This window comes from Mesorhizobium sp. BR115XR7A (assembly GCF_020165315.1).
Lineage (GTDB): Bacteria > Pseudomonadota > Alphaproteobacteria > Rhizobiales > Rhizobiaceae > Mesorhizobium > Mesorhizobium australicum.
The window spans coordinates 134,730-160,952 of record NZ_JAIUHW010000008.1; the positions used below are offsets into that span (position 1 = coordinate 134,730).

Below are 26,223 nucleotides of genomic sequence, written 5' to 3' on the forward strand. Positions count from 1 at the left end.
ATTAGATGGATTCCATGATATCGGCCGCGGAAAGCGACGACATTCATATCAACCAGATCCGCAGCTTCCTGGCCTCGAATTTCTACATCGCGGACGTCAAGGCGCTATCCCTCACCGCATCATTGCTCGATCAGGGGATCGTCGACTCGACCGGAGTGCTCGAGGTGATCGGGTTCATCGAAGAGACTTTCGGCATCACAGTGGAAGACAGTGAACTCCTGCCGGAAAACCTCGATTCGATTCAAGGAATCGCGCGGTTCATCGTTCGCAAGAAGAAATGATCTGGCGCAAGAAGCAATGATCTGGACGGTCGGCCCGATACCGGCCGAACGCGGTCATGCCTGCCGCCTGGCCCCTGCCAGGACCACCCGCACTTCACCGGCATGGTTGGCGAAGGTGCGTATCTGCTCGTAGCCCTTGCTGCGCTCCAGAAGACTTATGACCTGGCGGTCCTGACCAAGCCCCACCTCGAACAGCAGGACGCCGCCTGGTCGGAGGTAGCGCAGCGCGTCCTTGACGACCCGCATATGAATGCTGAGCCCATAAGGACCGGCCGCGAATGCCTCTCGCGGCTCAAGCACGACCAGATGGCGGCGATCACCCTCGAGCCGCTTCTCCGAAATGTAGGGCGGATTGCAGACGATGGCATCAAGCGTGCCGTTGAGCTCCAGTCCGGACACGCCTTCGAACAAATCACCCTGATGCACTGAAATCCGGTCAGTCAAGCCATGATGAACGACATTTCGCCGCGCCGCGTCGATACAGCCGTCGGTAAGATCGCAGGCCCAAACTCGGGCGGATTGGATATGGCTAGCGATCGCGCAGGCCAGGTTGCCGGCGCCACAGCACATGTCGACGACACGCGGCGCCGGCAGGTCCATTGCGCGCAGGACATCTACGGCAACGGAGCCGAGCAGCTCTGTTTCCGGCCGCGGCACCAGTGCACCGGGCGCAACCAGGATCTTCATTCCCATGAAGATGATGCTGCCTTTGTTGTAAGCGCCGGCGACGCTGATCTCTTCGCTCACGACCGTTCTCGCAACGACATCGAAGATATTGCCGCTACCGGCGACGCCGGCAGCGATTGTCTATTGCACCGCCGCGTTTTCGAGCGCGCTGCTGAACCTGACCTCGATCGTATCACCCGGCGCCACCGCGGTATCCTGGTCGGCCGGCTGCTTGCGCCATTGCGCATCGACGGAGCGGATGATCGTCACCTGGGCCCGCACGGTTTCGCCGCCGATCGGCTGCGGCAAGGCGGATGCTCCCTGCGGCTGCAATTTCTGGCTGACCGCGTGCAGCCTTGCGGTGATGTCGGCAAGGCGCGCCTGTGTATCCCGCAACTCGTTCAACAAACCGGCACGCCTCTGGTTGTCATTGCGCTCGATCTGCCTTGCAAGATCATCCTGTTGGCGCCGAGCCCTCATGAGTTCGACCGAAGTTTCAAGCGCACGGCTCGAGGACAGAAGCACCGCGCGCCGGACATCGGCGAGCCGGTTGTTGGTCAGGTTGCCAGCCTTGAAGAGCTTGGTCACCTGCGCCAAATCCTCTTCATCGGCCTTGACTCCATCGGCTTCGTCCTGCTCGCGCTGGAGCAACGCCTGGACCTGGGTCGCTGCATCCTTGGCGCCCTTCTCCAGAAAGCTCTGCTCCTGCCCGAAATTGTCCAGCGAGAGCTTCAGCCCTTCTGCCTCGGCCTGCGCGATTTCGGTTGCGAGGGAAGAAGACAGCGGAAAGCCCTGGGGGGCCTTCATGTCGAAATCGGGCTGCTTTTGAAGTTCGGCACGTATGCGCGCACTGTGGAAATAGTCCTTGATGTATTCTCCCCAGATCGTCTCATAATCGCGCTGCAGGTCCGTTGGGTCCGGCCCAGCCTGGTTCGCCCGTGCACGCAAGAGGCTGAAGCCGCCGGCGACGGCTATCGCCTGCCGAACCGTCATGAGCGGACGAAAGGCTTGCTGCCCAGGAGCGAGCACTTCGCCAGTCACGTAGATTGGACGGTATTCAGCGATGATCGCCGTCACGTCGCCGGGCCTGACGACCGCCACCTGCTCACGGCCGTCCGGCATGCGTATGTGGTAGATCTTGGTCGGCAGGATCGCCTGCAAGCGCGTCTGAAGTTCGGACGGGGTCAGGCCGGCGACAGGCACCGTGCCTGCCTCGGCGAGAACGATGGTGCCGTCCATCTGCACCACCGCACGCTGCGTCCGCTCGGGAAGCGAGGTGATTGCGATCTCGATGGTGTCTCCGGGCGAAATTCGATAGATCGTCGCATCGGCTGCCGCAGCCATCGGCAGGGCGCAAAGCATCGCAAGTGTCGCAAGGAAGAATCGGCTAAGGTTGACCATTCGCGACAATCTCCTTCTTGTCCTGGTTTTCGGGCCAGTCGACGCGGGTGACGAAGTCGTAAACCGGTCCACCGGCCACGCCCCAATTGCTGGACCAGATCACCTGTGTGCCGTCCGGCGAAGGTGACGCATGCGTCTCGCTCCAGTAGTCGAAGGGCGCGTTGCGGGTCTGCACGATGCGCCGAACTTCGCCGCTGCCGTCGATGCGCAACGCGATGACTTCCCGTGCATATGGTGCCCAGCCTGGATTGGCCGATATCTCTTCCGGGTTGCCGCCATAGGTCAGGAAGACCCAGCCGGGCCGCTTCAGAGCACGCGACGATGCATGCTCTGCTTCGCCGTATCCGGTCAGGGAGGTCACCTTCCCATCGGACAATCTTCGCTTGATCACGTGATACTTGTCGGGGCCGGATTTGCTGATGCCAACATAGACCTCGCTGCCGTCGTCATCGAGCGTAAGGTCTCCGTGGCCGGGGCGGTGATGGTCCGTCCACCTCTGTCGCAAGGTGCCATCGACACTGAAAATGGCCCTCTGCTCGGTGCCGTCGGCCAGGTTTTGAAAGCAAAGGATGTTCGTCCCGAGCGGGGAGATGGTGCAGGAGCTGGTGGTCCCAGGAACCTGAGCGAGATCGATGTCCGGGAATTTGAATCGATCCGCGAGATCGAAGGCGAACACCACGGCTTTTCCATCCGCGCGGACAGCGCGGACGGCTATACGTTTGCCGTCACGGCTTGGATTGCCCTTCGACGGCCCGAACTGCAGATCGTGGTATTGAGCCGTGACGAAGACAACGTCTTCGTGGTTTGTCCTTGGCGCCCATGTCGAGATCTTCCGATCCTCAACGCAGATCATCACGTCAGCGTTTCGAGGATTCCATTCGCATTCACCGCCTTTGTCGCGGTGGAATAGCGGAGCATATGTCTTGCCGTCGAGGAAGCACAGCCCGTTGCAGCCATTGGCCAGCACGAGCAGGCTCTGGTCCGCATTCCAGGCTTGAGCGCTCGAATAGCGATGACTGCAATATTTCGTCCCACACACGACACCTCCCCCAAGTGCGCCGGGTTTGGTGATGCGCATGAAATTCGTGCCGAATGCCGGATCTGTCGCGGGATGCAGATAATCTGGGAGATCCATCGGCATTGGCGCGACGAACGTCGTGGACATGCTGTTTCCCTGGCTGTCGGCCGCCCGCAGCAGGACGGCAAAGGCGATCAGGAGCAGTGCCAATGGAAATGGGTAAAACCTCATGTCATGTAGCTCATTTCGCGACGTACCCGACCTTCGCCGAGGCGCGCCCGCCACCAATCGATGGTTCTGGCCAAGCCGTGGCGCAAACTCGTTTGCGCAGTCCATCCGGTTTCACGTTCGAGCCGTGATGAATCGGCCAGCAGAGCGCGAACTTCGGAGTTTTGCGGCCGCAATCGACTCTCGTCGCGGTGAACGGGCTTCTTGCAGTTGCTCAGTTCGCGCACGAGATCGAGCACGTCCGATATGGTCACGGCACGCTGGCTTCCAGCATTGTAGGCATGGCCGAATTCGAGTGTGGCTGAACCCGCGCTCAGGAAGGCAGCCGCTGTGTCCTCGACGAAGGTCAGGTCGCGGACCGGGCTGGTATCTCCCACCATGATCGAAACACATTTTGGATCGAGCGCCTGCCGGATGATTGTCGGTATTATGGCTCGTTCGCTTTGCCGCGGCCCGAATGTATTGAACGGCCGGAGGATCACGACGGGCAGGTCGAACGATCTGGCATAGGACTGCGCCATCATGTCGGCGCCGATCTTGGACGCCGAATATGGCGATTGTCCCTGAAGAGGATGGGACTCGCTGATCGGCATGCTGAGCGCCGTGCCGTAAACCTCACTGGTCGAGGTGTGAATGATCCGTTCCGTCTCCCATTGGCGGGCCGCTTCAAGGACATTCAGCGTCCCCATGATATTGGTTTCCACATAGGACTGGGCGGCCGCGTATGAGTACGGGATCGCGATAAGCGCAGCGAGATGAAACACGACGGCTTGGCCGCGCACGATCCGGTTCAGGAATGCACCGTCGCGTACATCGCCTCGAACGAGTTTCAGATGACCTCGGATGTCGTCTGGCAGATCATCCAGCCATCCATGACTGTCGAACGAATTATAGAGGGCCAATGCGGTCACCTCGGCACCGTTGCGGACGAGTGCCTCGGTCAGGTGCGATCCAATGAACCCATCCGCGCCAGTGACCAGAACTCTCTTGCCATTGTAGCTCATAACCAGGTGTTCCTTCTTTCACCTGAAGCGCTCCGGTTGCCGAGCGCGCACACAGAAACAGCCTTCAACGCCTGAGTAGCCCGACAGGCACCCAGCCGATTACCGCCAGAAAACCGAGGATCATCCACACAACATCCGAAGCGATGGTTCGTCGGGGATAATAGGAAAGATCGAACTTGGCTTTGATCGGAAACAGCGCCTCCCTGTAGAAGGACGACAGGTCTCCTGAGGCCGGGTAGAGAGAGGCTTCGTGACGGAAAAGAACTTGCGTCGGGCCGACCAAGCCGGGTTTATATCTTAGGACCGCCTCGAAGCCGCCATGGAAGCAGTCAGCAAAGGCGAGGCTTTCCGGCCGTGGCCCGACGATGGCCATGTCGCCTCTGAGCACGTTCCAGAGTTGCGGCAACTCATCCAGTTTGGTGCTGGCCAAAATGCGCCCGATCTTCGTCAGCCGATGGTCGCCTATGCTGGTCAACGCAGGACCCTGAGGATCACACAGAACCTCGAATTTGCGGAATTTATAGATATGAAACATGCGGCCCCCTGCACCGATGCGAGGCTGCCGGAAAAGCACGGGGCGTCCGCCCTCGAGAAATAGGGCAAATGCAATCAGCAACATCAGCGGCGCGAAAACGATCGCGGCCAAGGATGCGGCCACGACATCCATCGCCCGTCTGCCAAAACCATGGCTCACGCCTGACACGACGGGCGGGTGTATGGACAGATCAAACGCGTTCATGCGGCGGTTCCCGCGTGGATGCCGCTATTGAGCGCGGTCGCCAGGACGTCCACCACGGCTTCAACCGCGGGCGCGGTAATCTGAGGATGCAGCGGAATGGTCAACTCGCGTTCCGCGAAATCCTCGGTGCGCGGCAGGTGGGTACCCGGGTAAAGCTCACGGTAGAGGGTCATCTGATGAACGGGCGGGTAATGGACCGTGGTTTGTATGTCCTGCGCCCGCAGCTCATCGACGACATGCTGCCTGTTGACGTAGCGCGGCAAGAGGATCGGCATGATGTGGTAAGCCGAGGCTCGCGGTTCTTCGAAGGGTATTGTGACTGCCGGACAACGCAACGCGATGAGGCGCCGGTACAACACGACAAGAATGCGCCGTATCTCGTTCCACTCCTGCAGGTTCTGGAGCTGAACCAAGCCGATCGCGGCCCGCATTTCATCCATTCGGTAGTTAAAGCCGAGCATGGTCACATCGTAGTGCGCGGTGCGGCTGTTTAGTCGCTGGCGTGTTCCGGTGGTCATGCCGTGCGCGCGAGCCTGGCGAATCCTGTCCAGCAGTTGGGGGTCCCGGGCAATTACGGCCCCACCCTCCGCCGTCGTCATGTTCTTGTTGCCGTAGAAGCTGAAGGCGGCGCCCGCACCAAAGGTGCCAACCGCTTTTAGGCCGGGAGCATGTGCCGCATCCTCGATGATCGAGAGCCCGCGTGCGCTGGCGAATGCTTGCCAGGCGTCCTTGTCGGCAAGATAGCCGGCGAAATGAACCAGGATCACGGCCCTGGTGCGAGGGCTGCAGCGTGCTTCTGCTTCTTTGAGCGACATCAGAGGGACGTCTGCCGATTCTATGTCGACAAAGACAGGAGTGGCGCCGACATAGAGCACTGCGTTCGCGGTAGCCACGAAGGTCAGCGAAGGAACCAGCACCTCGTCGCCCGGACCAATCCCCAATCCGTGAAGGATAAGATGAAGGGCTGCGGTGCAGGAACTAACCGCTACGCAGTCCTCTGCCTCGTGCATCAAGGCAAACGCCTCTTCGAAAGCCCGGACCCGTTCACCCATCGTCAGCCAACCGCTGTCGATCACTTTCGCCAAAGCCGCTTTTTCTGGCACTCCCAGGACCGGGGAACTTACCAAGAGCATCGTCACCTCCTCGATGATCCTCGCGCCTGGCCGTTACGCTGCCGCGGCGGCCACTTCGATGGACGCCGACTGCTCTTCCCAGGAAACTGTCTGCGCGTTCTGGAAGTCCTCGACGCGTCCGATGTCGAGCCAAAGACCTTCGTGCTTGTAGACATGCACGACGCGTCCGGCCTGGAGCATCTGCAGCATGAGGTCGTCGAACCCAAACGGTATCCCGGATGGGATGAAGTCGAGGACGTCCGGGTTCATGCAGTAGATGCCCATGCTTACCAGATGCGACAGCGCAGGCTTCTCGCGGAAGACCTGGACGGTGTTGTCAACCTCGTCGATCACACCGAAATCCATCTTGGTAAGCCGCAGCGAAGTCGCTATCGTGACGGAGTCTTTGTGCAGGCGGTGCGCCGCGGTAAACCGGCTGATGCTCAGGTCGGTCAGCACATCGCCGTTCAGGACAATGAAAGGCTCATTCAATTCGTCTCTGATCAAGGAAAGCGGCCCGATCGTTCCGAGCGGTTCCATTTCCTGCGTGTAGCGGATCCTCAGATTCCACTGCGAGCCGTCGCCGCACACGCTCCGGATCAGGTGCCCGAGATAGCCGGTAGTGACGTAGACGTCTTCGATTCCGCTACGCCGCAGCCATTTCAGCAGCAACTCGAGGACTGGCCGCGCGCCAATTGGCATCAGCGGCTTCGGCAAAACCGATGTAAATGGCCGAAGGCGCGTTCCCATGCCACCGCATTGAATTACCGCTTTCATTCGATCCTCCCTACGCACATGGCCAGAGTTGGCCTTGACGGCTGAAACTGCATCCGAAGCCAAGACGGCGAACCGCCTCGCGCAGCAGGGTTTCAGTTGTCCGAACCTGCGAGAGATTAGGGAGCCAACCGGGATATTGTCGTCGTGCGTTTGAATGGCACGGACGAATTTCTCTGATCCCGGAACCGTAGGGGACGAAACATATCCCGCGGACCTGACGGGAGTGGCCGAGACGCGCAACAGACCAAGGTCCCACTTGAATTACGATCGAAGGTAAACATTTTCCTAAAACCGAGCTACATTAGCGTACGGTAATTAGCAGGACGGGGTTGTAGGACGTCGGGGTCCACCTTTCTGGACGTACCGGCGCTCCTACAAGGCGCGGCCAGGTAGTGCGGGTTGTTTGTGCGTGGGGGTTTCTATGTACAAGATCGTCATAGCCGATGATCATGGCCTTTATCGACGTGGCTTGCGCATGGCGCTGACAGCCGGAATCCCTGGTGTCGAAATAATCGAGGCGACCTGTTTTGATGCCGTGGTTGGGCTCCTGGCCGAACACGAAACAATTGATCTTGCGATCCTGGACCTGAACATGCCCGGGCTGCTCACCCAGGAAGTGCTCGGCGACGTTCTCGCCGCCTATCCCAAAAGCAGGTTTGCGATTGTGTCAGGAAACGATTCACGATCGGAAATTTTGTTGGCCCTTTCAGTTGGCCTCCACGGCTACATCGTGAAGTCGCAGCCGGATGAGGAGGTGGTGCTGGCCGTCAAAGAGATCTTGTCAGGCCGCATCTATGTACCAGCCCTCCTGTCGCGAAGCTCTGGCGCAGCCGCGCCTCAGACGCATAGATCTCCCGTGGAGGCTTCGCACCAGGCCTTGGCCAGCCCAGGTTCTCTGGGAAGGCTCACGTCAAGGCAAAAGGACGTGCTCAAGCTTATGGCCGAAGGTTATTCGAACAAGGAGATCGCCCGCGATCTCGACATCGCCGAGGCCACGACGAAGATCCATGCCGCCGCAATCTTGCGTGAACTGGGAGTCCGAAACCGCACCGAGGTCGCTGTTTTGATGAGGACATGGCTTGGAACGATCTAAGTTAAGGCTGAATCTCGCCCTGGGATAGGCGTAGCTGATATCGCAATCCACCAGCCGACATTTCCAGTTTCGAAGAGTGACCGACCAAGGGCGTTCCATCGGCGCCAAGGACAATCGACCCAAAACCTTTCCGCAGGACAGGCTTGGCATTTCGGCCGCCTCGTTCGATCCAGTCGAACACGATGTCGCCGTCCGAGCCCTCGGGTGCGACGCCCCACCTTACCTCCACCTGGCCTTGGGAGTTCCCGAGCACCCCGTGCTTGACCGAATTTGTCGTGAGTTCGTGGACGACCATTGCGAAACTTTCCGCAGCGCCTCCGACGATTCTGACATGAGGCCCTGTGATCGTTGCTCTGTGTGCCTCCGCGTAGGGGCGAAGCGCATGTGCGACAATATCGCGGATCGTAGATGATAACTCTGCATTGTTGATCAACAGCAGGTGCGTGGATTCGAGCGCCCGAATTCGCTCTAAAAGATCTCCTCTGTACTTGGAAATATCCTGGTCTGAAGCAGGGATCATTTTCACGACAGCCGTGATCACGGCAAACAGATTACTGAGCCGGTGCCGCTGTTCAAGTATAAGCCGCTCCTGTCTTCTCACCGCAGCCCGCAACAGTGTCGTCTGCCGCCGCTCGGTAAGGTCAGCCGCGATCCCGAACCGCTGATGATAGCCATCGCGGATGTCCTCACGGCCGCGCAGGGCAATCCAGCGGAACTGTCCGTCCGACCGCCGAACTCGGACCTCTGCGTCGTAGTTGGCGGTTGCCGCGATGAATTCTGAATGGGCCCCGAGTTTTGGCCAGTCCGCCGTATGAATGATCGCCGACAGCTCGTCCAGAGGACGGGAAGCGGCTGGCGGCAAACCAAGAATTTCCCAAAATTGATCTGAACCGGAGACAATTCTCTCCTTGTAGTCCACGCGCCATGTGCCAAGCCTTCCGGCGAGCAGCGCAAGGTCCAGCCATTCCTTTTGGCTCAAGAGCGCTTCGCTTGCAGCCCTGCGTTCAGTGATATCCTCGAAGACGACAAATATGCCCATCGGCAGTTGTTTCTCCGGACCAGACCAAGAGAGGGTCACGCGAGCCCAGAAAACAGTGCCATCCTTCCTTCTCAAGCGCATTTCCAAGCCAAACGACGGCGCCTCCGCGCTTAGACCACGTCCAAGCCTGGCGAACAGATCGCGTTCGTCAGGATGAACGAGCGTTTCGATATGCTGGCCGACGAGCTCTTCCTGTGCGTAGCCGGACATACTGCACATGCACATGTTGACCTGCAGCAGCTCACCACGGTCATTTGCGGTCGCAAATCCCAAGGCGGCCCGCTCGAAAGCCCAGCGATATCGCGCTTCGGTCGTCTCGATGGCGGTAAGCCTGTTCTCGGCGACATCGAGCGCGCTCCTCAACTCCTGCCTTGAACGATGGAAAAGAAAGGCGATCATCCCGCCGGACAAGGCGAGGAGAATGGCCCCGGAAAGATCATCGCCGACCAACTGACCGTTCGCCGCCAGGCGAACTGCCAAGCCGACAGCCACCATGGCAAACGTGGCAGCCATCGCAGGCCAGCGGTCCTCCAGGAAGGCGATGATGACAATCGCCGGCACACATTCCAGAAAGGCCGCACTGCCACCACCTGTCAGCGACGATTTCATCTCGATAAAAAGGGTAGCCAGCAGGACGGCCGACGAAACCAGATGTTGTCGTAGCCTGTCCGACAGTACGGGACCGCCTATCCGCAATCTCATCCTGACTACCTACAACTTTTGGCTTAGCCAATGCGGCTTAGAGCCTTTGGTTATCGGACCTAGTGCTGCTGCTCGCTTTCGCGCGCCGAAATGTCAGCCTATCAGAATCATCAGAAGAAAGTTCCAACACTTAGCCCATGCGCTGGCGCCGATCTGACAGCGAAACCGGAAAGTGGTGACGACAATGAACCTGGTCGAACGGCCGAGAAGTACTGTTTTCCAAGTGCAACGTGCGATGGCGGCCATGGGGCCTGGCAGCAGGCCGTCTCCCTTGCGCCATGCCCAAAGCTCCGACCGGCAGGTTGAAAGGCCTGCTGCCGCCACCGAAGGTGACCAACCGCCGCTGCATTCTTTCCCGGGTATGCTTGATCGCCTTGGCTACGGATGTCTCGTGCTCAGCGAAACCAGGAAAGTCCTCAAGTGGAACGCCACCGCGCGCGTCATTCTCAGCGGTTATGGCAGCCAGGTGAACAACGCCGACGGCCTTTCGGGAGCGCTCAGAAGCCTGATCGCGAACGTGCCGTGCCACCTGAATCCCGGATCGTTTGCATGGATTGTGGTCCGCAGCAGCGGAGATCGTCCCGTTGTCATCAACGAGCGCGGCCTCTTCGCAGCCGACAACACGATCGTCGTCGCCCTGTTGGACCGAGAGACGAAATCGGCGCCCAATCCTCAAACCCTGCAGCGAATGTTCGGTCTAACCGGAGCCGAGACACATCTGGCGGTGCGGCTGGCAAAGGGCTACACCCCGTTGGAAATCGCTGAAAGCTGTGCGCTCAGCCGGACGACCATCCGAACCCAGCTCGCATCACTGTTCGCCAAAACTGAAACCAGGCGTCAGGCAGAATTGGTCACCCTTCTCGCACGCGTCTCGGTGTTGCCCTAGTTCCCTGAACATCCGGGGATGATCGTGTCCAGCCTTGCCGCCACCGCAGGGGCGGCCGCCGTGTTCCGTGTTCCATAAATTGTTCGGCGCGTGCCGCGTCCGTGCGCGGCCTTGAACGGATGCGCGAACGGCGCCCAACTGGTCAGCTCCATCACTGTCTTCGGGTATACCAAGGCCCTAGGACCGGGCGGATCCTGAACAGGTATTCCACGAGGTACTGGCTTGCGATCTTCATCACTGATGGGCGAAGAATTTGCAGCGTGTCGCGGATAGTCACGGGCAAGGACTGGTGATGAAATCTGGCGGGTACGCGTGCAACCCGCAATGCTCGCAAGAGGCTCTCGGGGTCAGGAAGATTCCTTCTGTTTTCGAGCAGCTGCCAATTAAGCTGCTTAACCGCAAGCGTAACTTCGTCCACTTCCGTGTAGCTCTTCGATGTGGTGATGCTCGGATGGTTGGTCGCGTCGTAAAAAATCAGACCCTCATTAATCGCAACCATGTCTCCGTGACCGGCCAGGTCCACGAAGAACAGTTGGTCAACGCCGGCGGGGATCGATTTGTGTGCACGCATTCGGCATCCAGCCTGAAGAACCTTGCTGTTGATCAACAGTGTCGAGGGGATGATGCCGAGGCTCCTCGTCGTCCGGACAAGGTAAAGATCCCTGAGGCATTGCTGGCTCGAATAGACTGAAACGCGGTTTTCCTCCGATGGCGTCGAGCGGAGCATGATCCTGCCGTCTTCCACGATATTGGCTGCACAGGTCATGAATGCGGCCGAGGGATGCTCCTTGGACACCTCGGCAAATCGCTTGAGCGCGCCGGGCGCGAGCCAGTCGTCGTCATGCAGCAACTTGATCCAGGTGCCGGTGCAAGCGAGCATGGCGTTGTTGGTATTCTCGACCTGGCCTCGCCCCCTGCCGTTCTCGACCATCCGTATGCGACCGTCGGCACGCGCATATTCGTCGACGATCCTCCAGGACAGCCCTCCTTGCCCCTCGTCGTCGCTAACCACCAGTTCCCAATTCGCAAAATCCTGCTGGAGGATGCTGTCGATTGTCCTTCGAATGGTATCTGGCCTGCGAAAGGTCGGGATGGCCACTGAAATGAACGGCCGCAGTGTCACCAACTCCGCCGACCCCTCATCTTGCGAAGGTCCGACCCCTGTTGGCAGGGCTGCGGAAGGAAGGGCGTCGCGACTGTCCATCTGCGTCATGTTATCTTTCCTCCAAGGCGATGCACCGGCTGCGAGGCGACGTCTCGTCCGGTTGAACACTTTGCTTCAACAGATAGAGAGAGGCTGCCGTCTTGATGAAGAAGCCCCCGGCGCCGCCGGCAGCCATGAGATAAATGACAGTGAGAGGTTCCCAGCCAGCTCTGGCGCCGGCTAGAAGCGGACCAAACACGAGCACCGTCCTTACGGCATCGACGACCAGGCGCACCTCCTGCCGTCGCAGGAGAGCCGGCACATCCTGAAGCGGCGTCGACAAAGCTTGCACCGCGCCCATGAAAGCCAGCGCCGTCATGATTTCGGCGGCGGGCAGCCATGGCCGTCCCAATAGGGGTACGACGAGCTGCGGTGCGGCGAGGCCAAGAGCCAGAATGGGCAGTGAAGTGAGCCCGCCGGCAAGGATCAGCAGGCCTCGTGCGAGGCCGAGCAGATGCCTGCGGCCGCCGCCCTTGTTGGCTTCGGCGACAAAGACATTGCTGAGCGGCGTGGCTATGAGCGTGACGGGGCCGGTGACGAGCCGCGACGCGACGCCCAGATAGCCCGCATAGGCGGTCCCGAACATTGAGCCGACGAGTATCGCCGGAAGGTTGTTGATGGCGAAACTTGCGACCGTTGCCGGGATGTCGAACAGTGGAAATTTGTATTCGCGCCTGGCCTTTTCAAAGACCGTTTGCCACGGCGCGCGGGCAATACCGCACACGTCCTCCCAGCGGAAAATCCGAACGCCAAGGAACCCAATGAAGATGAATTGGCTGAGAATGTGAGCGTGCACCATCGCCTCTCCTCCGAGATGGACGATGCCGAACATCAGTTGCAACAACGCCATCGTCGCGGGCAAGATCAAGCGGCCGAGCGCGAAGTCGCGCAGCAGGCCGGCACGCAGGCTCCAGCAATTCATGGTCTCCACAAGACCTGCGCCTGCCATGCCGATCGGAACCAGCCACACAAGGTCAACAGCGCGGGCCGGAACGGTGCTCGACAACATAACCCCCGCCGTCAAGGCAAGAACGCCGGTTGCCGACACGGCCAAAAGAATGAGCTTAACCGTGACGTATGCCTGCGCGTCGCTCTTGACGCCGTACAGCGAAGCCTCAAAGCGCAGTGCCGCGACCGCCCCCAGTATGTTCACGGTCGAAAGATAGATCGTGAACAAGCCGAAATCAGCAGGAGAATAGAGCCTGGCCAACACCGGAATGGTCGCGACAAGAATGAGCTGACCGGCAATCGCCATGGCCGACACGCCACCGGCCGCTCGAAGGACCTTGCCGATCGGGCTTTGCGGAAGTCGGATCATGGCGAGCCTTGCTTACGGCCGGTGCCGGTCGAATTCATGAGATCCTCTCGCGCAAAAGATCGGCACTGTCGCCAAACCGATACCTGCCGTACCGGGTGAGGTTCACCCGGGTAAGGACGCTCGCCACCGGAACCGAGAGCGTTCCGTCGCTCAGGAGCTGCTCCACCACCCCGCGCGCGACATGCCGCGAGGTTCTTGCCCAGCGAACGGTAACGAGAACCGCGTCCGCCCAGCTCTTGAGGAACATGGCTTCTGGCCCAGCCAGCCCCGATGGCCCGTTTATGATGACGAGGCTGTACGCCGAGTGCAAATCTTCCCTGCACTTGGAGGTGTCGACACGCGCCAGGAGAGCCAAAAGATCTTCTGCAGGTGCCATGGTCGTCAGGTCGATGCCAATTTCGGGAATGCTGGCGACCGCGTCATCCAAGGTACAACGACTGCTGATGTAATCCGCGAAGGAATGACGAGCCTTGGGTCCGTTGAACTGGCGCAGAAACTCGGGCGTAAGTTGGGAGCCCGCCCGCTGGAGATCCACCAGAAGAACACGATTGCCCAGTCGGGTGGCCGCCAAGGCCAGGCCCCACGCAAGCTCGGTCGCTCCGTCAGCCCGGACGCTTGGCGTGAGCAGGATCGTGTGCGGAGCACGACCCCTTGCCTGATTTGGCGCGGCCGCGACCAGCAGCGACGTCACCGCACGGCTGTAGGCCGACTTGGGCTGGCCCAAAACCAAGTCACGCAACTGTTTGGCGTGCATCCTGCCCGGTTCGGGCACGAGCCCCACGCACGGTATCCTGAGCACGGCTTCCGCCTCCGCTTCACCGCGCAAGGTGCGATCGAAGCGATTTCGCATGAGGACCAAAACGGCGCCAAGGAGGCCGAACGCAATCATTCCCGGTGGAACCAAAAAAACCGGCGGCAATGTCTGCGGAATTGTCGGCGGCCATGCAACGGAAAGGACCGAGACCCCGGCGGACGGAGCTCCGATGCGCCGCTTCAGGTCCTGCTGGCGGCCGAGAAGTTCGTTGTAGCGTTGCGTCAGGAGGCTGACTTGAGGTTCGAGCGCCCGCAAACCGGCGAGCCGGTTGGCCGTGTCGGCCGCGACCGCATCGAGCACACGCATTCGATTTCCCAGAGCCTCGACCTGGGCACGATAGATGTCCGCTTCAGCGACGATATCAGCGATTGCCTTTTCGATCGCGGCGGAAAAGGCATTGGCCAGATCCTTGTCCGCTGGCGCTCTGGCCACGCGAGCCGAAAAGTCGGCCAACTCCTGCGTGCCGGCGGCCTCGGCCAGGGTCGCGGCCGGCGCGCCCTGCTTTCGAAGCTCCTGGATACGCTGGAGCCGGGACTCCAGCGCCGCCAGATCCGCTTTGGACATCGATATCTGTTGGCTGAGATCCGCCCTCTCCCCGGCCACCTTGTCAGCCGAGCCTTGATCGACCGCGCCATGGCTCAGCCGATACTCCTCGAGCCGATTGGACGCATCCACCAGTTCATTCTGCAGTTTGGGCAAACTGGCGACGACGGCGTCAAGTTCCTGCATGTTCGACGCCTGACTTTTCTGCGCGAGGTCGTCGACATAGATCTTGGTGAATGTATTGGCCACCAGCGCCGCGCGCGCCGGGTCATCGTCCGAGAAGCCGACGGAAATGACCCGGGACCGGAGCTCTTGTCCGACCCTTACCCCTTTGCGCAGCGCTTTCATCTCGGCGGCCTCTGCTGCTTGCGGCGCATTGGTGGATACAACATCGCGGGGCCAAAGCCGCTTCAGCAGATCGCCAGCGAAAGAGTGCGATGTCGGCGGATCGGCGGGCGTTGGCCCCTGGCTGGAGCTTCCCTTCCCGGCTTGCGGTTGTGCGGTCGCGTTGGCCGGGCTCGGTTGACGCAGCGCTGCGGCGACTCGACGAAGGTGGCTCTCCGACGAGAGCATCGTGATGTGGTCGTCAATGCTTGAATCGATCATGTCCTGCGCTGAGCCTGGGCTGGCGGGAAGGGCCGCCCTGGCAGGAGCGTCTATGATAAGCTGGCTGGTGGCTTCGTACATGGTAGGGCGGGTTATTCCCGCCAAGGCCGCCAAGATGCCGCCGACAACCGCGAAGAGCAGAATGATCCATTTCCTGCTCGCCAATGTCACCAGCAGTTGGCGAGACGGGGTTGCTGAATTCGGGGCGCTTCTGGGAGGCCGTACGCGGGCCCTGCTTTCAGGAACCGGGGCAGCCACCGGGGTGGCTCGTGGCAATTCAATTCGGCTGACTGCGGAACCCGCCATTTCATACTCCTGCCAGATCGAGTTCACGGGATGAGTTCGATGCCGAAGCCTGCCGCTTGGCCTCGTTGCACCAGGCTTGAAACATCAGCACCGACCACAGTTCACGGGAGCGGTCCTGTCCTGTAACGTGATCGCGCCAGCAGGCGTCCACCTTTGTGCTGTCCAGCAAGCCTTCGCCCTGGTTGCGAACATCGGACAGAATATCGGTGGCCCAGCTGCGCAACGGGCCCCGCAGCCAAGCCGCGATCGGCACGTCGAAGCCCTGCTTCGGCCGGTCGATCAGCCGTTGCGGAAGATAACGACGCAGCACATTTCGAAGGATCCACTTGCCTCTGCCGTTGCGAACCTTCATGGCAGCCGGAAGGCGCCAAGCGAATTCGACGGCGCGGTGGTCCAGCAGGGGACAACGCGCCTCGAGGCTGTTGGCCATGCTGGCTCGATCCAGTTTGACGAGAATGTCACCAGCGAGGTAACCGGACATGTCGTCGTACAGGAGGCGAGACAACAGCCCGTCGAGCCGCGGTGCGGAGACTATGGATGCAGGAGTCTCGTGCCGGGTGAGGTTTTCGGCCGATGATCCCGTCAGCCGGCTGTGCAGCTCGTCTTCATCCTTCGCGGCGAGAAGCCAGGCGAAGCGAGTGAGCCGATCGCTGCGCAGCGCATGCCGCACATGCGACGGAAGTGGCAGGTTGCCAATGAAATCGTGACGAGCCGCCCTGGACAGCATCCCTGCGCCGGCCGCCACCGTTCGTCGTGCACTTGCGGGTAGACCTTGGTACCGTTTCAGCCGGTCCGCCATGAAGTGGCGGCCATAGCCTGCAAAGCACTCGTCTCCGCCGTCCCCCGACAGCGCCACGGTCACGTGCTGGCGGGCCAGCCGCGCCACCAGCAGAGTCGGTATCTGCGATTCGTCGGCGAATGGCTCATCCCACACCGTTGGCAGTTCGGGGATCACGTCACGCGCGGCGGCGGCCGAAAGGTGTAGTTCCGTGTGGTCGGTGCCCAGATGGCGCGCTACCTCGGCGGCGTAAGGGGCCTCGTCAAAGCCGCTCTCCGCGAAGGCGATGGTGAAAGTGCGCACGGGATTTGGAGATTGAGCCTGCATCAAGGCTGCAACGGTAGAGCTGTCGACGCCTCCCGACAGGAAACCGCCCAACGGAACGTCGGCGATCATGCGCTCGCGAACGGCAAGCCGGAGCAGATCATCCAGTTCATTGGTCAAATCGTCGTCACTGCCGGCGATCTGGTGTTCTCGCCCGTTCTTGGCGACTTCGGGCAGCGACCACCAGCGACTTGCGCCCTGCGAAAGGGAGGCGGCCCCGCGCCCCTCCGCCACAGTCGCGGCCGTGAGGGTCAGGACCGAGCCGGGTGGCAGCTTGAAGACACCTCGCCAGATGCAACTCTGATCCGGGACCCACCCCTTGGAAAGCATTGCGGTGGCGGCATCCAGATCGATCTCCGGAGAGTAGCCTGAAAAGCGGCTGATTGCTTTCAGTTCGGAAGCAAAGACCAGCGCATGCCTGGCTGAAGCGATGTAGAGGGGCTTTTTGCCCAGTCGATCCCGCGCGAGATGCAGGGTCCTCGTCTTCAGGTCCCACAAGGCGAACGCGAACATGCCAGCAAAACGCTGGAGTGCGGCCTCGAGGCCCCAGCTCTCGATCGCACACAACATGACTTCCGTGTCGCTGGTGCCGCGGAAATGGTGCCCGACGCCTTCAAGCTCGAGACGCAGGTCACGGAAATTATATATCTCGCCGTTGAAGGTGATCGCATACCGACCGCTTGTGGACAGCATGGGCTGTTGCCCCGTTTCCGACAGATCGACGATCGCCAGCCGCCTGTGGCCTAAGGCAATGCCTGCTTCGCGATCCGTCCAGAGTCCTTCGCCATCCGGACCGCGGTGACGAAGCGCCATCATCATTTGCCCGATCTGATCGAGCGACTTGGGGTCGGCAGCATTGGACGCGAGAAGTATCCCGGCTATCCCGCACATCACATCACCTCTGAAGGCTCAAGCTCGCGCCGGAAAACGCTTGGCGTTCCCGCGACGAGGCAGAAGGTCAATGCAAACCACACGATCGGATGACGAATGATGAGGTGCGGTATGCTGAACACGGCTGCGGACGCCACGAGCACCAAAAGCGCGTCGTAGCGAGCGCGCCAGGCGGACATGGCCGCCAATCCAACGATCCACAGCAAGGCGATGACCGCGACCAGCCCGCCCTGCAGATAGAGGTCGAGAACCGTATTGTGCGCTTCGAACGGCCGCTCCAGAAATTGCATGTCGGCCGTCGGCGGGCGCTCCAGGTGGGGGCCAGGACCGAGGCCGAGCGATGCCGATTGCAGCCCCTTCTGAAGCGCCTCATCCCACAGATAAACCCGAAGTTCGAATGTTTCAGCCGTGGCCTCGCCGCCTCCGTCCTTGGTGAGGCTCTTGGCAAAATTCGCCGCAAAGCTTTCCTCGCTAAGAAGATAGGGGGTCATCGCTATCACCAGGGGGACAGCGCCGACCATCAGCAGAAGTGCGATCTGCCTGGGCAGGCTGGTTCGATTGCCATCGGATGCCAACCATGCCTTCAACCGCAACCCGAGGAAGGCGACGCCGCTTACAATCGTGGTGTAGAGATAGGCATCGCTCCTGGTCAGGCGGCCGACAAAAAAGATGAACACGAGGCTTGAGAGCGCAAGGGCCTGACCCCACCGGTTGCGAGTAGTGGTTGCAAGGTGCAGCGCCAGCGGACCAAGAAGCGCGCAATAGAGCGCGAGCTGGTTCGGGTTTTCAGACCAGCCGCGGAAGCGGTCCCAATACCAGGGATCGACGCCGGGCTGATGGAGCCAGCCCCACGCGATGGCGAGTTGGATGGCAAATATCGCGTCGGCGAACGCGATCGCCCACCAACCGCTGCGTCGAAGACGACGCCCCGCGTCCGGCTCAACACTCGCCAGGCAAGTGATGCTGGCCAACAGCACGTAGGCCATTGTGTCGTGCAACAACCCTGTCGGGTAAAGCAGGGTGGTCAAGTAGCCGACGATCGTGCCGATCCCCAATGCGAGAGAAAGGAGCAGCCAAAAAGTCGCGAGTTGCGCGAAGGCTGGTGTCGCTTCGACGCGCCCGCCGACCAACATTCGTCCGGCCGACAGCATGATCCAAAGCGCCAGGAGCAGTTCGCCATAGCCGAATGGCATGCCGGGGACGGAGAGCTGCGACGCGGCTGACAGGATGACACCGCCGGCAAGCAACGCGTCGCGCATCATTGCCGCGCCCCGTCCAACCGGCGGTTCGCAATGCCGCTCTCCAGAGGCGATGGAGCAAGCAAGCCGCGAGATTTGGTCCTGAGATTGCTCTTATAGACATCGCAGTACTGGTCGACGATGCCCGGCAGGGCAAAACGCTCCCTGACAAGCGAGGCGGAGCGCTGCCCCATGGCCGCTCCCAAGGTGCGGTCCGACAGTATGTCGACTATCCGGTCCGCAAGGGCGCGAGCATCGCGCGGCGTGACCAGATAACCGTTCCACCCATCTTCGACGACGTCGCTGCAACCGGGCATTCGCGATGCGACTATCGGCAATCCAGCGAGTCCGGCTTCCAGCAAGACGCGCGGAACGCCCTCCCGATATTGTGTTGGGAAGGCGAACAAATCAGCCATGCCAAGCAGACTGGGGACATCATGCCGTTTGCCCAGCACGGTTACATGAGAAGCAAATCGTTGGATTTCGGACTTTTCGACGGCGAATGGTCCTTCCGATTCCCGTGGGCCAACGAGCACGAAACGCGCATGAGGTCTTTTGGAGAGAATGTGCGGAATCGCCTCGAGAAGGGTCGGAATGCCCTTAAGGCGGGTGAGCCGGCCGACAAAAATGACGATCTCGGCCGATTCCAGTCCGAATTCCCGCCGCATTGCCGCTGGTGATGAGGCAAGACGTCTTGCCACCGCGAATGCATTGACGTCGATGCCCGACCCCTGAATAAGGCGTCCGCTGCCGCGTGGGATCAGCCGATAGCGCTCAAAAAAGGCTTGGTCGTCGCGATTTTGGAAAACCGTGGCAGCAGTCCAGAAGGAAGCAACCCACTGCAGACCGCAGAAGGCGGGCCGCATGGCCAAGGCTCGCGGCTCCAGCGATGAGAAGGTCCAGCCCAAGCCGTTGATCGTGCGGACGACCGGGACTTCTCCCCGCACCGCCAGCGGGGTTAGCAAATTGGGTTTCGTATCGAAGCTTTGGACGATGTCGGGGCGGAGTTCCCGCAACAACCTTCGCAATGTCCTGATGGTCCCGGCTTTGCCGCTGCCATTGGCAAAGCGATTGAACTCGTAGCGGCGGTGCGGAATGCCGTGCCGTAAAAACAGAGCTTCATCGCCGGTCGAGACCGCGGTGACCCGAAAACCCCGCTCACGGAGTTCCATCAGAAACGAGATCCTCAGGGCGTGATCCTCGCCGCCGATGCAGACCAGGTGCGGGTTCATCGTGCCGCTCCCGAAATCCAGCGGGCCTTCGGCTCCCATAAGCGGCTCGAACTTGGATCGTTTCCCATGGCCCGATTTCGTTGCGATTTACACCAGCAATTCAGGCTACGGGCAGGGCTGGCCGTTGTCCTCGTCCGTTCGAATGACGCAACTAGAACCATGCTTGCGTGCCAACGGCGCAAGGATCAGACCGCGGGCTGGACTGTTTGGATCGAGACGCCGTGCGCTATGGGATCAGCCGCGCGAATGCGCATTCATCGCGAACGGGTGATCGGACTATCAAGATTGCTCGTTGGGGTGGGTTGAGGTCGATCCGAGAACGTATATTCATAGGCTCGGCGGCGGCCGTCCTGCTCGAATACCCGGATCCAGCGGACCTCGGAAGCACGAAGCGTGATTTCCCGGTTTGTCGCGAGCTTGGCTGCTCGAAACGGAGTTGGTGCGACTACCTTGTGGGTCACCACGACTTGGCCGGCGAAAATCTCCTCGACTTCGTAGCTTGGCACGTCATCCATCCCCTGCGCGATGGCACCAAACCACGATCAAGGCAGAATGTTCCCGCAATGCCTCGGACGGCAGCCGTTTTTAGCCCAAAAAGCGGCGTGCGCGCTCAACTCGACGGCGAGCGGAGAAGCCGACCGGCAGGAGCGCTCAGCTCCTGCCGGAAGCACAACCGCGCGCGTCAAACCACGAAAAAGGAGCTCGCGCCAATTGAGAGATGCGGAGCAACGGTCGCAAACTGCGTCTGAGCATGGCCGCCGATACCGTCACTGTCGAAAGAGAGCGCGCCGGTCGAACTGTTATAGATGATGTGGTCGCTTCCATCATGCGCACCTTTGCCGATGTGGAAGTTCGCGGCCGAAAGGGCGCCCTGCTGGAGTCCGGTGAATACGCTGTGATCAAGTTGGATCTTGTCCTGGGAAACCTTGAAGTCGGTTATCTTGTCGATATTTCCAGAGCCAAGCGCGGTGTTGAACACGAAGACGTCCTTGCCGCCAAAGCCCGTCAGCGTATCGGAACCACCCCCGCCATTGATCTTGTTGGCGCCGGCATTTCCTTGGATCGTCTGGGCAAACTCGTTGCCGGTCAGGTTGATTTGCCCCGTTCCCGAAGCCTGCGTGGTCGCAAGTTTCTCGACGGATGAGCCCGCCGAGAGAGCATAGCTCACCGAGGCGAACACCGCGTCCTTGCCGTTGCCTGGCTGCTCCACCACCTTGTCATGCACATTGTCGACAAAATAGGTGTCGTTGCCGCCATAGCCTTTCATTGTATCGGCGCCGCCTCGACCATCGATCTTGTTGGCGCCGTAATTGCCATTGATCGCCTGGCCGAACTCGTTGCCCGTCAAGTTGATCGTATGTGTGCCGCCCGTCTTGTCGGTCGAGAGTTGCTCGACATGCGAACCAGCAGACAATGCGTAGCTGACCGAGGCGACCACCTTGTCGAAGCCGCCGCCTGATGCCTCCATCACCTTATCATGTGCATTGTTGACATAGTAAACGTCGTCCCCGCTGGTCGAATGAAATACGTCCGCGCCAGGGCCGCCATGGAAGATGTGATGGGTCGACTGCGTGGGATCGGGGACAGTCGGCGTGGTGGGCGTAGGCGTTGTCGGCTCGGAACTCGGAGGCGGTGTCGACGGACTAGGGCTGGCGAGGTTGTGCTGGCGAAAAACGGCCTGCAACTCAGGGGAGTTCTCCAGGGCGGTGTCGCCATTCTGAGAACCCCAGGCATACGCATAGTCGAAGGCTGGGGACGGAACCAGCTTTGCCCAGTGATCGATCATCGTTTGCATTTGGGTCGACGTTGGCATGACGTGCTTGCCGCCGGTGTCCGTCTGCCAACCGCCGCCGCCAAATGTCTGATATACAGGAACGATCTTGTCAGCCGGAATGCCTGATTTCACGGCCGCTGCCACGGCTCTGTCGATCATGTTGTAGTCGACGCTGCTTATCCCCGTGCGAACCGGGTATGGGTCCAGTCCATAGTAGTCGATCCCGGTGTTGGCGGGATTATAGGTGTTGGAAAAGTCCGGGTTGGTGGACGACCCCATATTCATCATGGTGATGAAGGTCTTGGCGCCCGGGAAGTGGGAATGGATCCAGTCGGATTCAGCCTTCAGATTTGCCGCACTCGCGTAGGTGCCCCATCTGCCGGTAGGATCCGGCTCGTCCATCAGGAAAAATCCAAACACTTTTGGATTGTTGAGGAAGGGCGTGACTTTTTCGATGAACGACGAGGTCACCCCGTCATGAGCGCTTAGATAGACAAGCCCCTTCATTCCGCTGGGCAGCTCATTGACCTGCGAAAGATACTGAACGTCCGCCAGGTTAAATCCGGCGCCCGCAACTTCGGCAGCCGAACCGCCTGATGCATAATGGAGAGTCGCCATGCGTTTTCCTTCTTGTTTGGCAACACCCCGCCCTGGATGGGGGTTAGACCGAAAGCTACATTAGATGAAAATCACATACCAACATCTTTGAACGAAGTTTTTGATCGCTGTGGGGATGGCCACATCAACGGGTCAGTGCAATTTGCTGTAAAGTCAGTGGCTTGCAGCGAAATCTGCGGGTTTTCCACTGACGACCGCATGCACAGTTCTCCACTGTTTTCACAGGCACCCCTCTCCCCACCCCGACTCCCGGCCACGATTTCGCTTCATTTTGCATAAAGTTCGCCATATGTTAGCTAGCCATCATGTCCGGGGGGCGCATGTGATATGGTGGAATCAGAAAAGGTTACCCATCGGATGAACAAAGAAAGACACGCGACAACGTCGTGTCATAGCAATAAGCTATGAATAAAGAGCCACAAAGCGCCTCTCCGCTACGCTCCGCAATACTAGACTGCCTGCCTGGAATAGCTGGCATCGGACTCTTTTCCGCAATGATAAACATCCTTGCGTTGACCGGATCCGTTTACATGCTGCAGGTCTATGATCGCGTCCTGCCGTCGCAAAGCGTCCCGACCTTGGTCGGGTTCACCATCGGAATGCTGGGCCTCTATGCGGCCTACGGTCTGCTCGATTTCGTGCGGCTTCGTCTACTGGTCCGAATCGCCAGTCGATTCTACTGCAGTTTGCAGCAGAGAACATTCGCAATTTCGTTGCTTCTCCCGCTCAGGGCCGGTCGAGAAGCGGACCGGGTGCTTCCGTTGCGGGACCTCGATCAATTGCGCGGATTCCTTTCGGGAACGGGGCCGACGGTTCTTTTCGACGCGCCGTGGATCCCGTTTTATCTGCTCATTATCTACATGTTGCATCCGTCGCTCGGCGTGCTTGCGACCCTCGGCTCCGTCGCCGTCGTCGTGCTGACCATCGTGGCTGAGATCATCAGCCGCCGCCCTGCGGCGCTGGCGTCCGAAGCGATCCTGACACAGCGCGCGCTTGCTGATTCCGGCCGTCGGAATGCCGAGGTGGTCCACGCGATGGGCCTCTCCGAACGGCTGGCGGGGCGCTGGGGCGAAGTCACTCACGCTTATCTCTCCTATCAGGAGCGGCTCTCCGACATCGTGGGTGGAATCAGCTCGCTGTCGAAGGCGCTTAGGATGGTGCTGCAATCTTCGGTGCTAGGGCTCGGCGCGTATCTCGTCATCGGAGGCGAAGCATCCCCTGGCGTGATCATCGCGTCGTCGATATTGCTGGGTCGCGCCCTAGCCCCGGTCGATGCGGCGATTGCGAACTGGCGGGGTTTCCTGTCCACCCGGCAGAGCTATTCCCAGTTGAAAGCGGCGCTCCGTGCGTTCGAGAGTCCAATCGAATCCATGAAGTTGCCGCCGCCAGAGGCCCGCCTGGCGGTCGATAGTTTGGCGGTAGCGCCTCCGGGTACACCCAGGCCGACGCTCGTCGATGTAAGCTTCCAGCTTTCGAGCGGCGCGGGAATGGCCGTTATCGGCCCAAGCGGCTCGGGAAAGACAACATTGGTGCGCGCGCTGGTGGGAGTTTGGAGCCCTCTGCACGGCACGGTGCGGCTGGACGGGGCCTCTCTCGACCAGTGGGACGCGCAACGGCTCGGCGCCCACATTGGCTATCTGCCGCAGGATGTTGAACTGTTCGACGGGACGGTGGCGGACAATATTTCGAGATTTGGCGGCAAGAGCGACCCCCAGGGCGTGCTCGCCGCGGCGAAAGCCGCGGGCGTCCACTCGATGATCATGCATCTGCCGGCAGGCTTCCAGACGCGCATCGGCGAGGGAGGCAGAGCGCTGTCGGCAGGGCAAAGGCAGCTTATCGGCCTTGCCCGGGCGCTCTACGGCAACCCGTTCCTGGTCGTGCTGGACGAGCCAAACTCAAATCTCGACGTTGAAGGTGACGCCGCCCTGGCCGGAGCCATCATGGCCGTCCGCCAGCGTGGAGGTATCGTGATCGTTGTTGCACACAGGCCATCTGCCCTCACCAACATCGATCAGGTCATGGTCCTGGCGGATGGCAGGCTGCGCACCTTCGGCTCGCGCGAGGAAGTGCTTGCCGGCATGCGGCGGCCGCCCTCGCCTGCCGCGCAACGTCCATCTTCGATCGCGCCCATCCACTCGGGAGTGACCGGACATGCGTGACATCTTGCCCCGCGTGCTTGCGTTCATGCCGACACTTGCCCGGTTCGGAACTCGATACCAGCCCGCCGAAACCGACTTGCCCAAGGTGCCAGACAGCATCCTTGCGCCAGGGACCCTTTGGCCAAGCATGACGCTGGGGCTCGTTGTGACTGGCCTGCTGGTGGTCGGCGGCGGAGCATGGCTTGGCTTGACCAAGATAGCCGGCGCCGTGATCGCGCCCGCCACGGTGGTGGTCGAAAGCAACATCAAGAAGGTCCAGCACCAGACCGGCGGCACGATCGGCGGCATCTTTGCGCAAGACGGCGACCATGTTCGGGCCGGTGACATATTGGTCCGGCTGGACGGCACGCTGCCACGGGCCAATCTGCAGATCATCAGCGAAGATCTTGATCGGACCACGGTGCGGCTTGCGCGACTGGAGGCCGAACGCGGCGGTTTGCGTGAAATGCAGCTTCCAGCCGGCCTTGAGGCCGGGATGCCAAAGCCGGAGCTGGCCGCCCTTGTCAGCGGCGAGCGCGCTCTGTTCGAAACCCGTGCCTCGGCATTGGCCGGGCAGAAGGCGCTCTTGTCGAGCCAAACAAAGCAACTCGAGCGTCAGATCGATGGCCTGAAGGCCCAGCAGGTTGCAGCCGATGAATCAGCGGCGCTGCTGAGCACTGACCTTACGGATGTCGATGCTCTCTATTCGAAGAAACTGGTGTCCAAAGAGAGGATTAGCAACGTCAGGCTGGATGCGACCCGTGCCAAGGGCGAGTCGGGACGACTGGCAGCCGCGGTAGCAGAGGCACAGGCCAAGATCAGCGAGATCGAGTTGCAAATCCTGCAGCTCGACGAGCAACGGCGAAGCGATGTGACCGGTGAACTGCGCGAGACTGAAGCCAAGCGCACCGAACTCAACGAACGCAAGATCGTGGCGCAAGACGAACTGACCAAAACCGAGATCCGCGCTCCGCAATCCGGCACAGTTCAGCAGTCGTCCGTTCACACTGTCGGCGGCGTGGTCGCCCCGGGCGAACTGCTGATGACGATCGTTCCCGAGGCCGACAACCTTGTCGTGGACGCGTTGATCCCTCCTTCCCGCATAGACGACGTCAACCCGGGACAGAGCGTTTCGATCCGGTTTCCAGCTTTCGATGCCGGGACTACCCCTGTTTGCAACGGCTCCGTCAAGTACATCTCGGCGGACCTGATCAAAGATCCGCAACGCCAGCTTTCGTACTTTTCGGCCCGTATTAAGGTCGACAGTCAGTCGGAGTGCTTGAAGGAAGCCAGGCAACTCAGACCGGGCATGCCGGCGGAAGTTCACATCCGCACGGATGAACGCAATGTCTGGTCGTATATGCTGAAACCTCTCACGGACCAGATTTCCAGGGCTTTCCGCTAAGCAGGCCTGGAGTTCGCATGCCGGCAGTCCAGCCCGAGAGCCATGGGCTGGACATATCATGCGTCCGCAGGATGCCGGCTTCACGGCG

The 26,223-nt window shown here is 60.4% G+C and carries 21 protein-coding genes; 5 read left to right on the plus strand and 16 right to left on the minus strand.

Annotated elements, in window-relative coordinates:
* Positions 1-5 precede the first annotated feature (5 nt).
* Positions 6-281 (plus strand): acyl carrier protein, encoded by a 276-nt coding sequence (locus LB557_RS18430; RefSeq protein WP_015316399.1) that lies wholly within the window; start codon positions 6-8, stop codon positions 279-281.
* Positions 282-335: 54 nt separating this feature from the next.
* Here LB557_RS18430 and LB557_RS18435 read toward each other — a convergent pair whose 3' ends face one another.
* From LB557_RS18435 to LB557_RS18465, 7 genes are all read right to left on the minus strand, one after another.
* Positions 336-1,028: a N5-glutamine methyltransferase family protein gene (locus LB557_RS18435; protein ID WP_140660810.1), complete on the minus strand. Its 693-nt coding sequence runs from the start codon at positions 1,026-1,028 to the stop codon at positions 336-338.
* Positions 1,029-1,088: 60 nt separating this feature from the next.
* Positions 1,089-2,348 carry a polysaccharide biosynthesis/export family protein gene (locus tag LB557_RS18440; RefSeq protein ID WP_140660809.1) on the minus strand — a complete coding sequence of 420 codons (1,260 nt, stop codon included), beginning with the start codon at positions 2,346-2,348 and terminating at the stop codon, positions 1,089-1,091.
* A complete protein-coding gene (locus LB557_RS18445; RefSeq protein WP_140660808.1) occupies positions 2,335-3,597 on the minus strand; it encodes a hypothetical protein in 1,263 nt (420 codons plus the stop codon). Before LB557_RS18445 ends, LB557_RS18440 begins: the two co-directional genes overlap by 14 nt.
* The gene (locus tag LB557_RS18450; protein ID WP_140614634.1) at positions 3,594-4,598 is read right to left on the minus strand and encodes an SDR family NAD(P)-dependent oxidoreductase; all 1,005 of its coding nucleotides are present in this window, start codon (positions 4,596-4,598) and stop codon (positions 3,594-3,596) included. The genes LB557_RS18445 and LB557_RS18450 overlap by 4 nt, the downstream gene beginning before the upstream one ends.
* Positions 4,599-4,662: 64 nt before the next feature.
* Positions 4,663-5,337 (minus strand): sugar transferase, encoded by a 675-nt coding sequence (locus tag LB557_RS18455; protein WP_224531209.1) that lies wholly within the window; start codon positions 5,335-5,337, stop codon positions 4,663-4,665.
* On the minus strand, positions 5,334-6,470 hold the full coding sequence (locus LB557_RS18460; RefSeq protein ID WP_224623119.1) for a DegT/DnrJ/EryC1/StrS family aminotransferase: 1,137 nt from the start codon (positions 6,468-6,470) through the stop codon (positions 5,334-5,336). The genes LB557_RS18455 and LB557_RS18460 overlap by 4 nt, the downstream gene beginning before the upstream one ends.
* 33 nt (positions 6,471-6,503) lie before the next feature.
* The gene (locus tag LB557_RS18465) at positions 6,504-7,226 is read right to left on the minus strand and encodes an NDP-sugar synthase (RefSeq protein WP_015316392.1); all 723 of its coding nucleotides are present in this window, start codon (positions 7,224-7,226) and stop codon (positions 6,504-6,506) included.
* Between the two features lie 421 nt (positions 7,227-7,647).
* Between LB557_RS18465 and LB557_RS18470 the strand changes: the two genes are divergently transcribed.
* Positions 7,648-8,319, plus strand: coding sequence for a LuxR C-terminal-related transcriptional regulator (locus LB557_RS18470; RefSeq protein ID WP_140715619.1), 672 nt, complete (start codon positions 7,648-7,650; stop codon positions 8,317-8,319).
* 1 nt (position 8,320) lies between these two features.
* On the opposite strand, the gene LB557_RS18475 is transcribed toward LB557_RS18470, so the two are convergent.
* Positions 8,321-10,060, minus strand: a complete 1,740-nt coding sequence (locus LB557_RS18475; RefSeq protein ID WP_140660807.1) for a PAS domain S-box protein — start codon at positions 10,058-10,060, stop codon at positions 8,321-8,323.
* 184 nt (positions 10,061-10,244) lie between these two features.
* On the opposite strand from LB557_RS18475, the gene LB557_RS18480 reads away from it, so the two are divergent.
* Entirely contained in the window at positions 10,245-10,946 is a 702-nt protein-coding gene (locus tag LB557_RS18480) for a helix-turn-helix transcriptional regulator (protein ID WP_224531203.1), read from the plus strand.
* Positions 10,947-11,097: 151 nt separating this feature from the next.
* Here the strand turns inward: LB557_RS18480 and LB557_RS18485 are convergent, their stop codons facing one another.
* The 8 genes from LB557_RS18485 to LB557_RS18520 all read right to left on the minus strand — a co-directional run bounded on the left by LB557_RS18485 (position 11,098) and on the right by LB557_RS18520 (position 22,592).
* Positions 11,098-12,159, minus strand: a complete 1,062-nt coding sequence (locus tag LB557_RS18485) for a glycosyltransferase family 2 protein (protein WP_224643201.1) — start codon at positions 12,157-12,159, stop codon at positions 11,098-11,100.
* A gap of 1 nt (position 12,160) precedes the next feature.
* Positions 12,161-13,405, minus strand: a complete 1,245-nt coding sequence (locus tag LB557_RS18490) for a lipopolysaccharide biosynthesis protein (RefSeq protein ID WP_224643202.1) — start codon at positions 13,403-13,405, stop codon at positions 12,161-12,163.
* A gap of 97 nt (positions 13,406-13,502) precedes the next feature.
* Positions 13,503-15,737 (minus strand): GumC family protein, encoded by a 2,235-nt coding sequence (locus tag LB557_RS18495; protein ID WP_411970556.1) that lies wholly within the window; start codon positions 15,735-15,737, stop codon positions 13,503-13,505.
* Between the two features lies 1 nt (position 15,738).
* On the minus strand, positions 15,739-17,730 hold the full coding sequence (gene asnB / locus LB557_RS18500) for an asparagine synthase (glutamine-hydrolyzing) (RefSeq protein WP_224643204.1): 1,992 nt from the start codon (positions 17,728-17,730) through the stop codon (positions 15,739-15,741).
* On the minus strand, positions 17,730-18,992 hold the full coding sequence (locus LB557_RS18505; RefSeq protein WP_140725775.1) for an O-antigen ligase family protein: 1,263 nt from the start codon (positions 18,990-18,992) through the stop codon (positions 17,730-17,732). The genes asnB and LB557_RS18505 overlap by 1 nt, the downstream gene beginning before the upstream one ends.
* Positions 18,989-20,200 (minus strand): glycosyltransferase, encoded by a 1,212-nt coding sequence (locus LB557_RS18510; protein ID WP_041163711.1) that lies wholly within the window; start codon positions 20,198-20,200, stop codon positions 18,989-18,991. Before LB557_RS18510 ends, LB557_RS18505 begins: the two co-directional genes overlap by 4 nt.
* A 254-nt stretch (positions 20,201-20,454) precedes the next feature.
* Positions 20,455-20,706: a hypothetical protein gene (locus LB557_RS18515; RefSeq protein WP_140660803.1), complete on the minus strand. Its 252-nt coding sequence runs from the start codon at positions 20,704-20,706 to the stop codon at positions 20,455-20,457.
* A 176-nt stretch (positions 20,707-20,882) separates the two neighbouring features.
* Complete coding sequence (locus LB557_RS18520; protein WP_140715624.1) at positions 20,883-22,592, minus strand: calcium-binding protein; 1,710 nt, start codon at positions 22,590-22,592, stop codon at positions 20,883-20,885.
* A gap of 404 nt (positions 22,593-22,996) precedes the next feature.
* On the opposite strand from LB557_RS18520, the gene LB557_RS18525 reads away from it, so the two are divergent.
* Together LB557_RS18525 and LB557_RS18530 are read left to right on the plus strand one after the other, a co-directional pair.
* On the plus strand, positions 22,997-24,751 hold the full coding sequence (locus LB557_RS18525; RefSeq protein ID WP_140725778.1) for a type I secretion system permease/ATPase: 1,755 nt from the start codon (positions 22,997-22,999) through the stop codon (positions 24,749-24,751).
* The gene (locus LB557_RS18530) at positions 24,744-26,135 is read left to right on the plus strand and encodes an HlyD family type I secretion periplasmic adaptor subunit (RefSeq protein WP_140725781.1); all 1,392 of its coding nucleotides are present in this window, start codon (positions 24,744-24,746) and stop codon (positions 26,133-26,135) included. The genes LB557_RS18525 and LB557_RS18530 overlap by 8 nt, the downstream gene beginning before the upstream one ends.
* The last annotated feature ends 88 nt before the right edge of the window (positions 26,136-26,223 follow it).

Coding starts and splice junctions, on each gene's coding strand:
- LB557_RS18465 (WP_015316392.1), bottom strand. CDS start 7,226: ATGAAAGCGGTAATTCAATGCGGTGGCATGGGAACGCGCCTTCGGCCA.
- LB557_RS18445 (WP_140660808.1), bottom strand. CDS start 3,597: ATGAGGTTTTACCCATTTCCATTGGCACTGCTCCTGATCGCCTTTGCC.
- LB557_RS18530 (WP_140725781.1), top strand. CDS start 24,744: ATGCGTGACATCTTGCCCCGCGTGCTTGCGTTCATGCCGACACTTGCC.
- LB557_RS18430 (WP_015316399.1), top strand. CDS start 6: ATGGATTCCATGATATCGGCCGCGGAAAGCGACGACATTCATATCAAC.
- asnB (WP_224643204.1), bottom strand. CDS start 17,730: ATGTGCGGGATAGCCGGGATACTTCTCGCGTCCAATGCTGCCGACCCC.
- LB557_RS18505 (WP_140725775.1), bottom strand. CDS start 18,992: ATGATGCGCGACGCGTTGCTTGCCGGCGGTGTCATCCTGTCAGCCGCG.
- LB557_RS18440 (WP_140660809.1), bottom strand. CDS start 2,348: ATGGTCAACCTTAGCCGATTCTTCCTTGCGACACTTGCGATGCTTTGC.
- LB557_RS18455 (WP_224531209.1), bottom strand. CDS start 5,337: ATGAACGCGTTTGATCTGTCCATACACCCGCCCGTCGTGTCAGGCGTG.
- LB557_RS18510 (WP_041163711.1), bottom strand. CDS start 20,200: ATGAACCCGCACCTGGTCTGCATCGGCGGCGAGGATCACGCCCTGAGG.
- LB557_RS18520 (WP_140715624.1), bottom strand. CDS start 22,592: ATGGCGACTCTCCATTATGCATCAGGCGGTTCGGCTGCCGAAGTTGCG.
- LB557_RS18490 (WP_224643202.1), bottom strand. CDS start 13,405: ATGGCGATTGCCGGTCAGCTCATTCTTGTCGCGACCATTCCGGTGTTG.
- LB557_RS18495 (WP_411970556.1), bottom strand. CDS start 15,737: ATGGCGGGTTCCGCAGTCAGCCGAATTGAATTGCCACGAGCCACCCCG.
- LB557_RS18485 (WP_224643201.1), bottom strand. CDS start 12,159: ATGACGCAGATGGACAGTCGCGACGCCCTTCCTTCCGCAGCCCTGCCA.
- LB557_RS18450 (WP_140614634.1), bottom strand. CDS start 4,598: ATGAGCTACAATGGCAAGAGAGTTCTGGTCACTGGCGCGGATGGGTTC.
- LB557_RS18525 (WP_140725778.1), top strand. CDS start 22,997: ATGAATAAAGAGCCACAAAGCGCCTCTCCGCTACGCTCCGCAATACTA.
- LB557_RS18460 (WP_224623119.1), bottom strand. CDS start 6,470: ATGCTCTTGGTAAGTTCCCCGGTCCTGGGAGTGCCAGAAAAAGCGGCT.
- LB557_RS18470 (WP_140715619.1), top strand. CDS start 7,648: ATGTACAAGATCGTCATAGCCGATGATCATGGCCTTTATCGACGTGGC.
- LB557_RS18475 (WP_140660807.1), bottom strand. CDS start 10,060: ATGAGATTGCGGATAGGCGGTCCCGTACTGTCGGACAGGCTACGACAA.
- LB557_RS18480 (WP_224531203.1), top strand. CDS start 10,245: ATGAACCTGGTCGAACGGCCGAGAAGTACTGTTTTCCAAGTGCAACGT.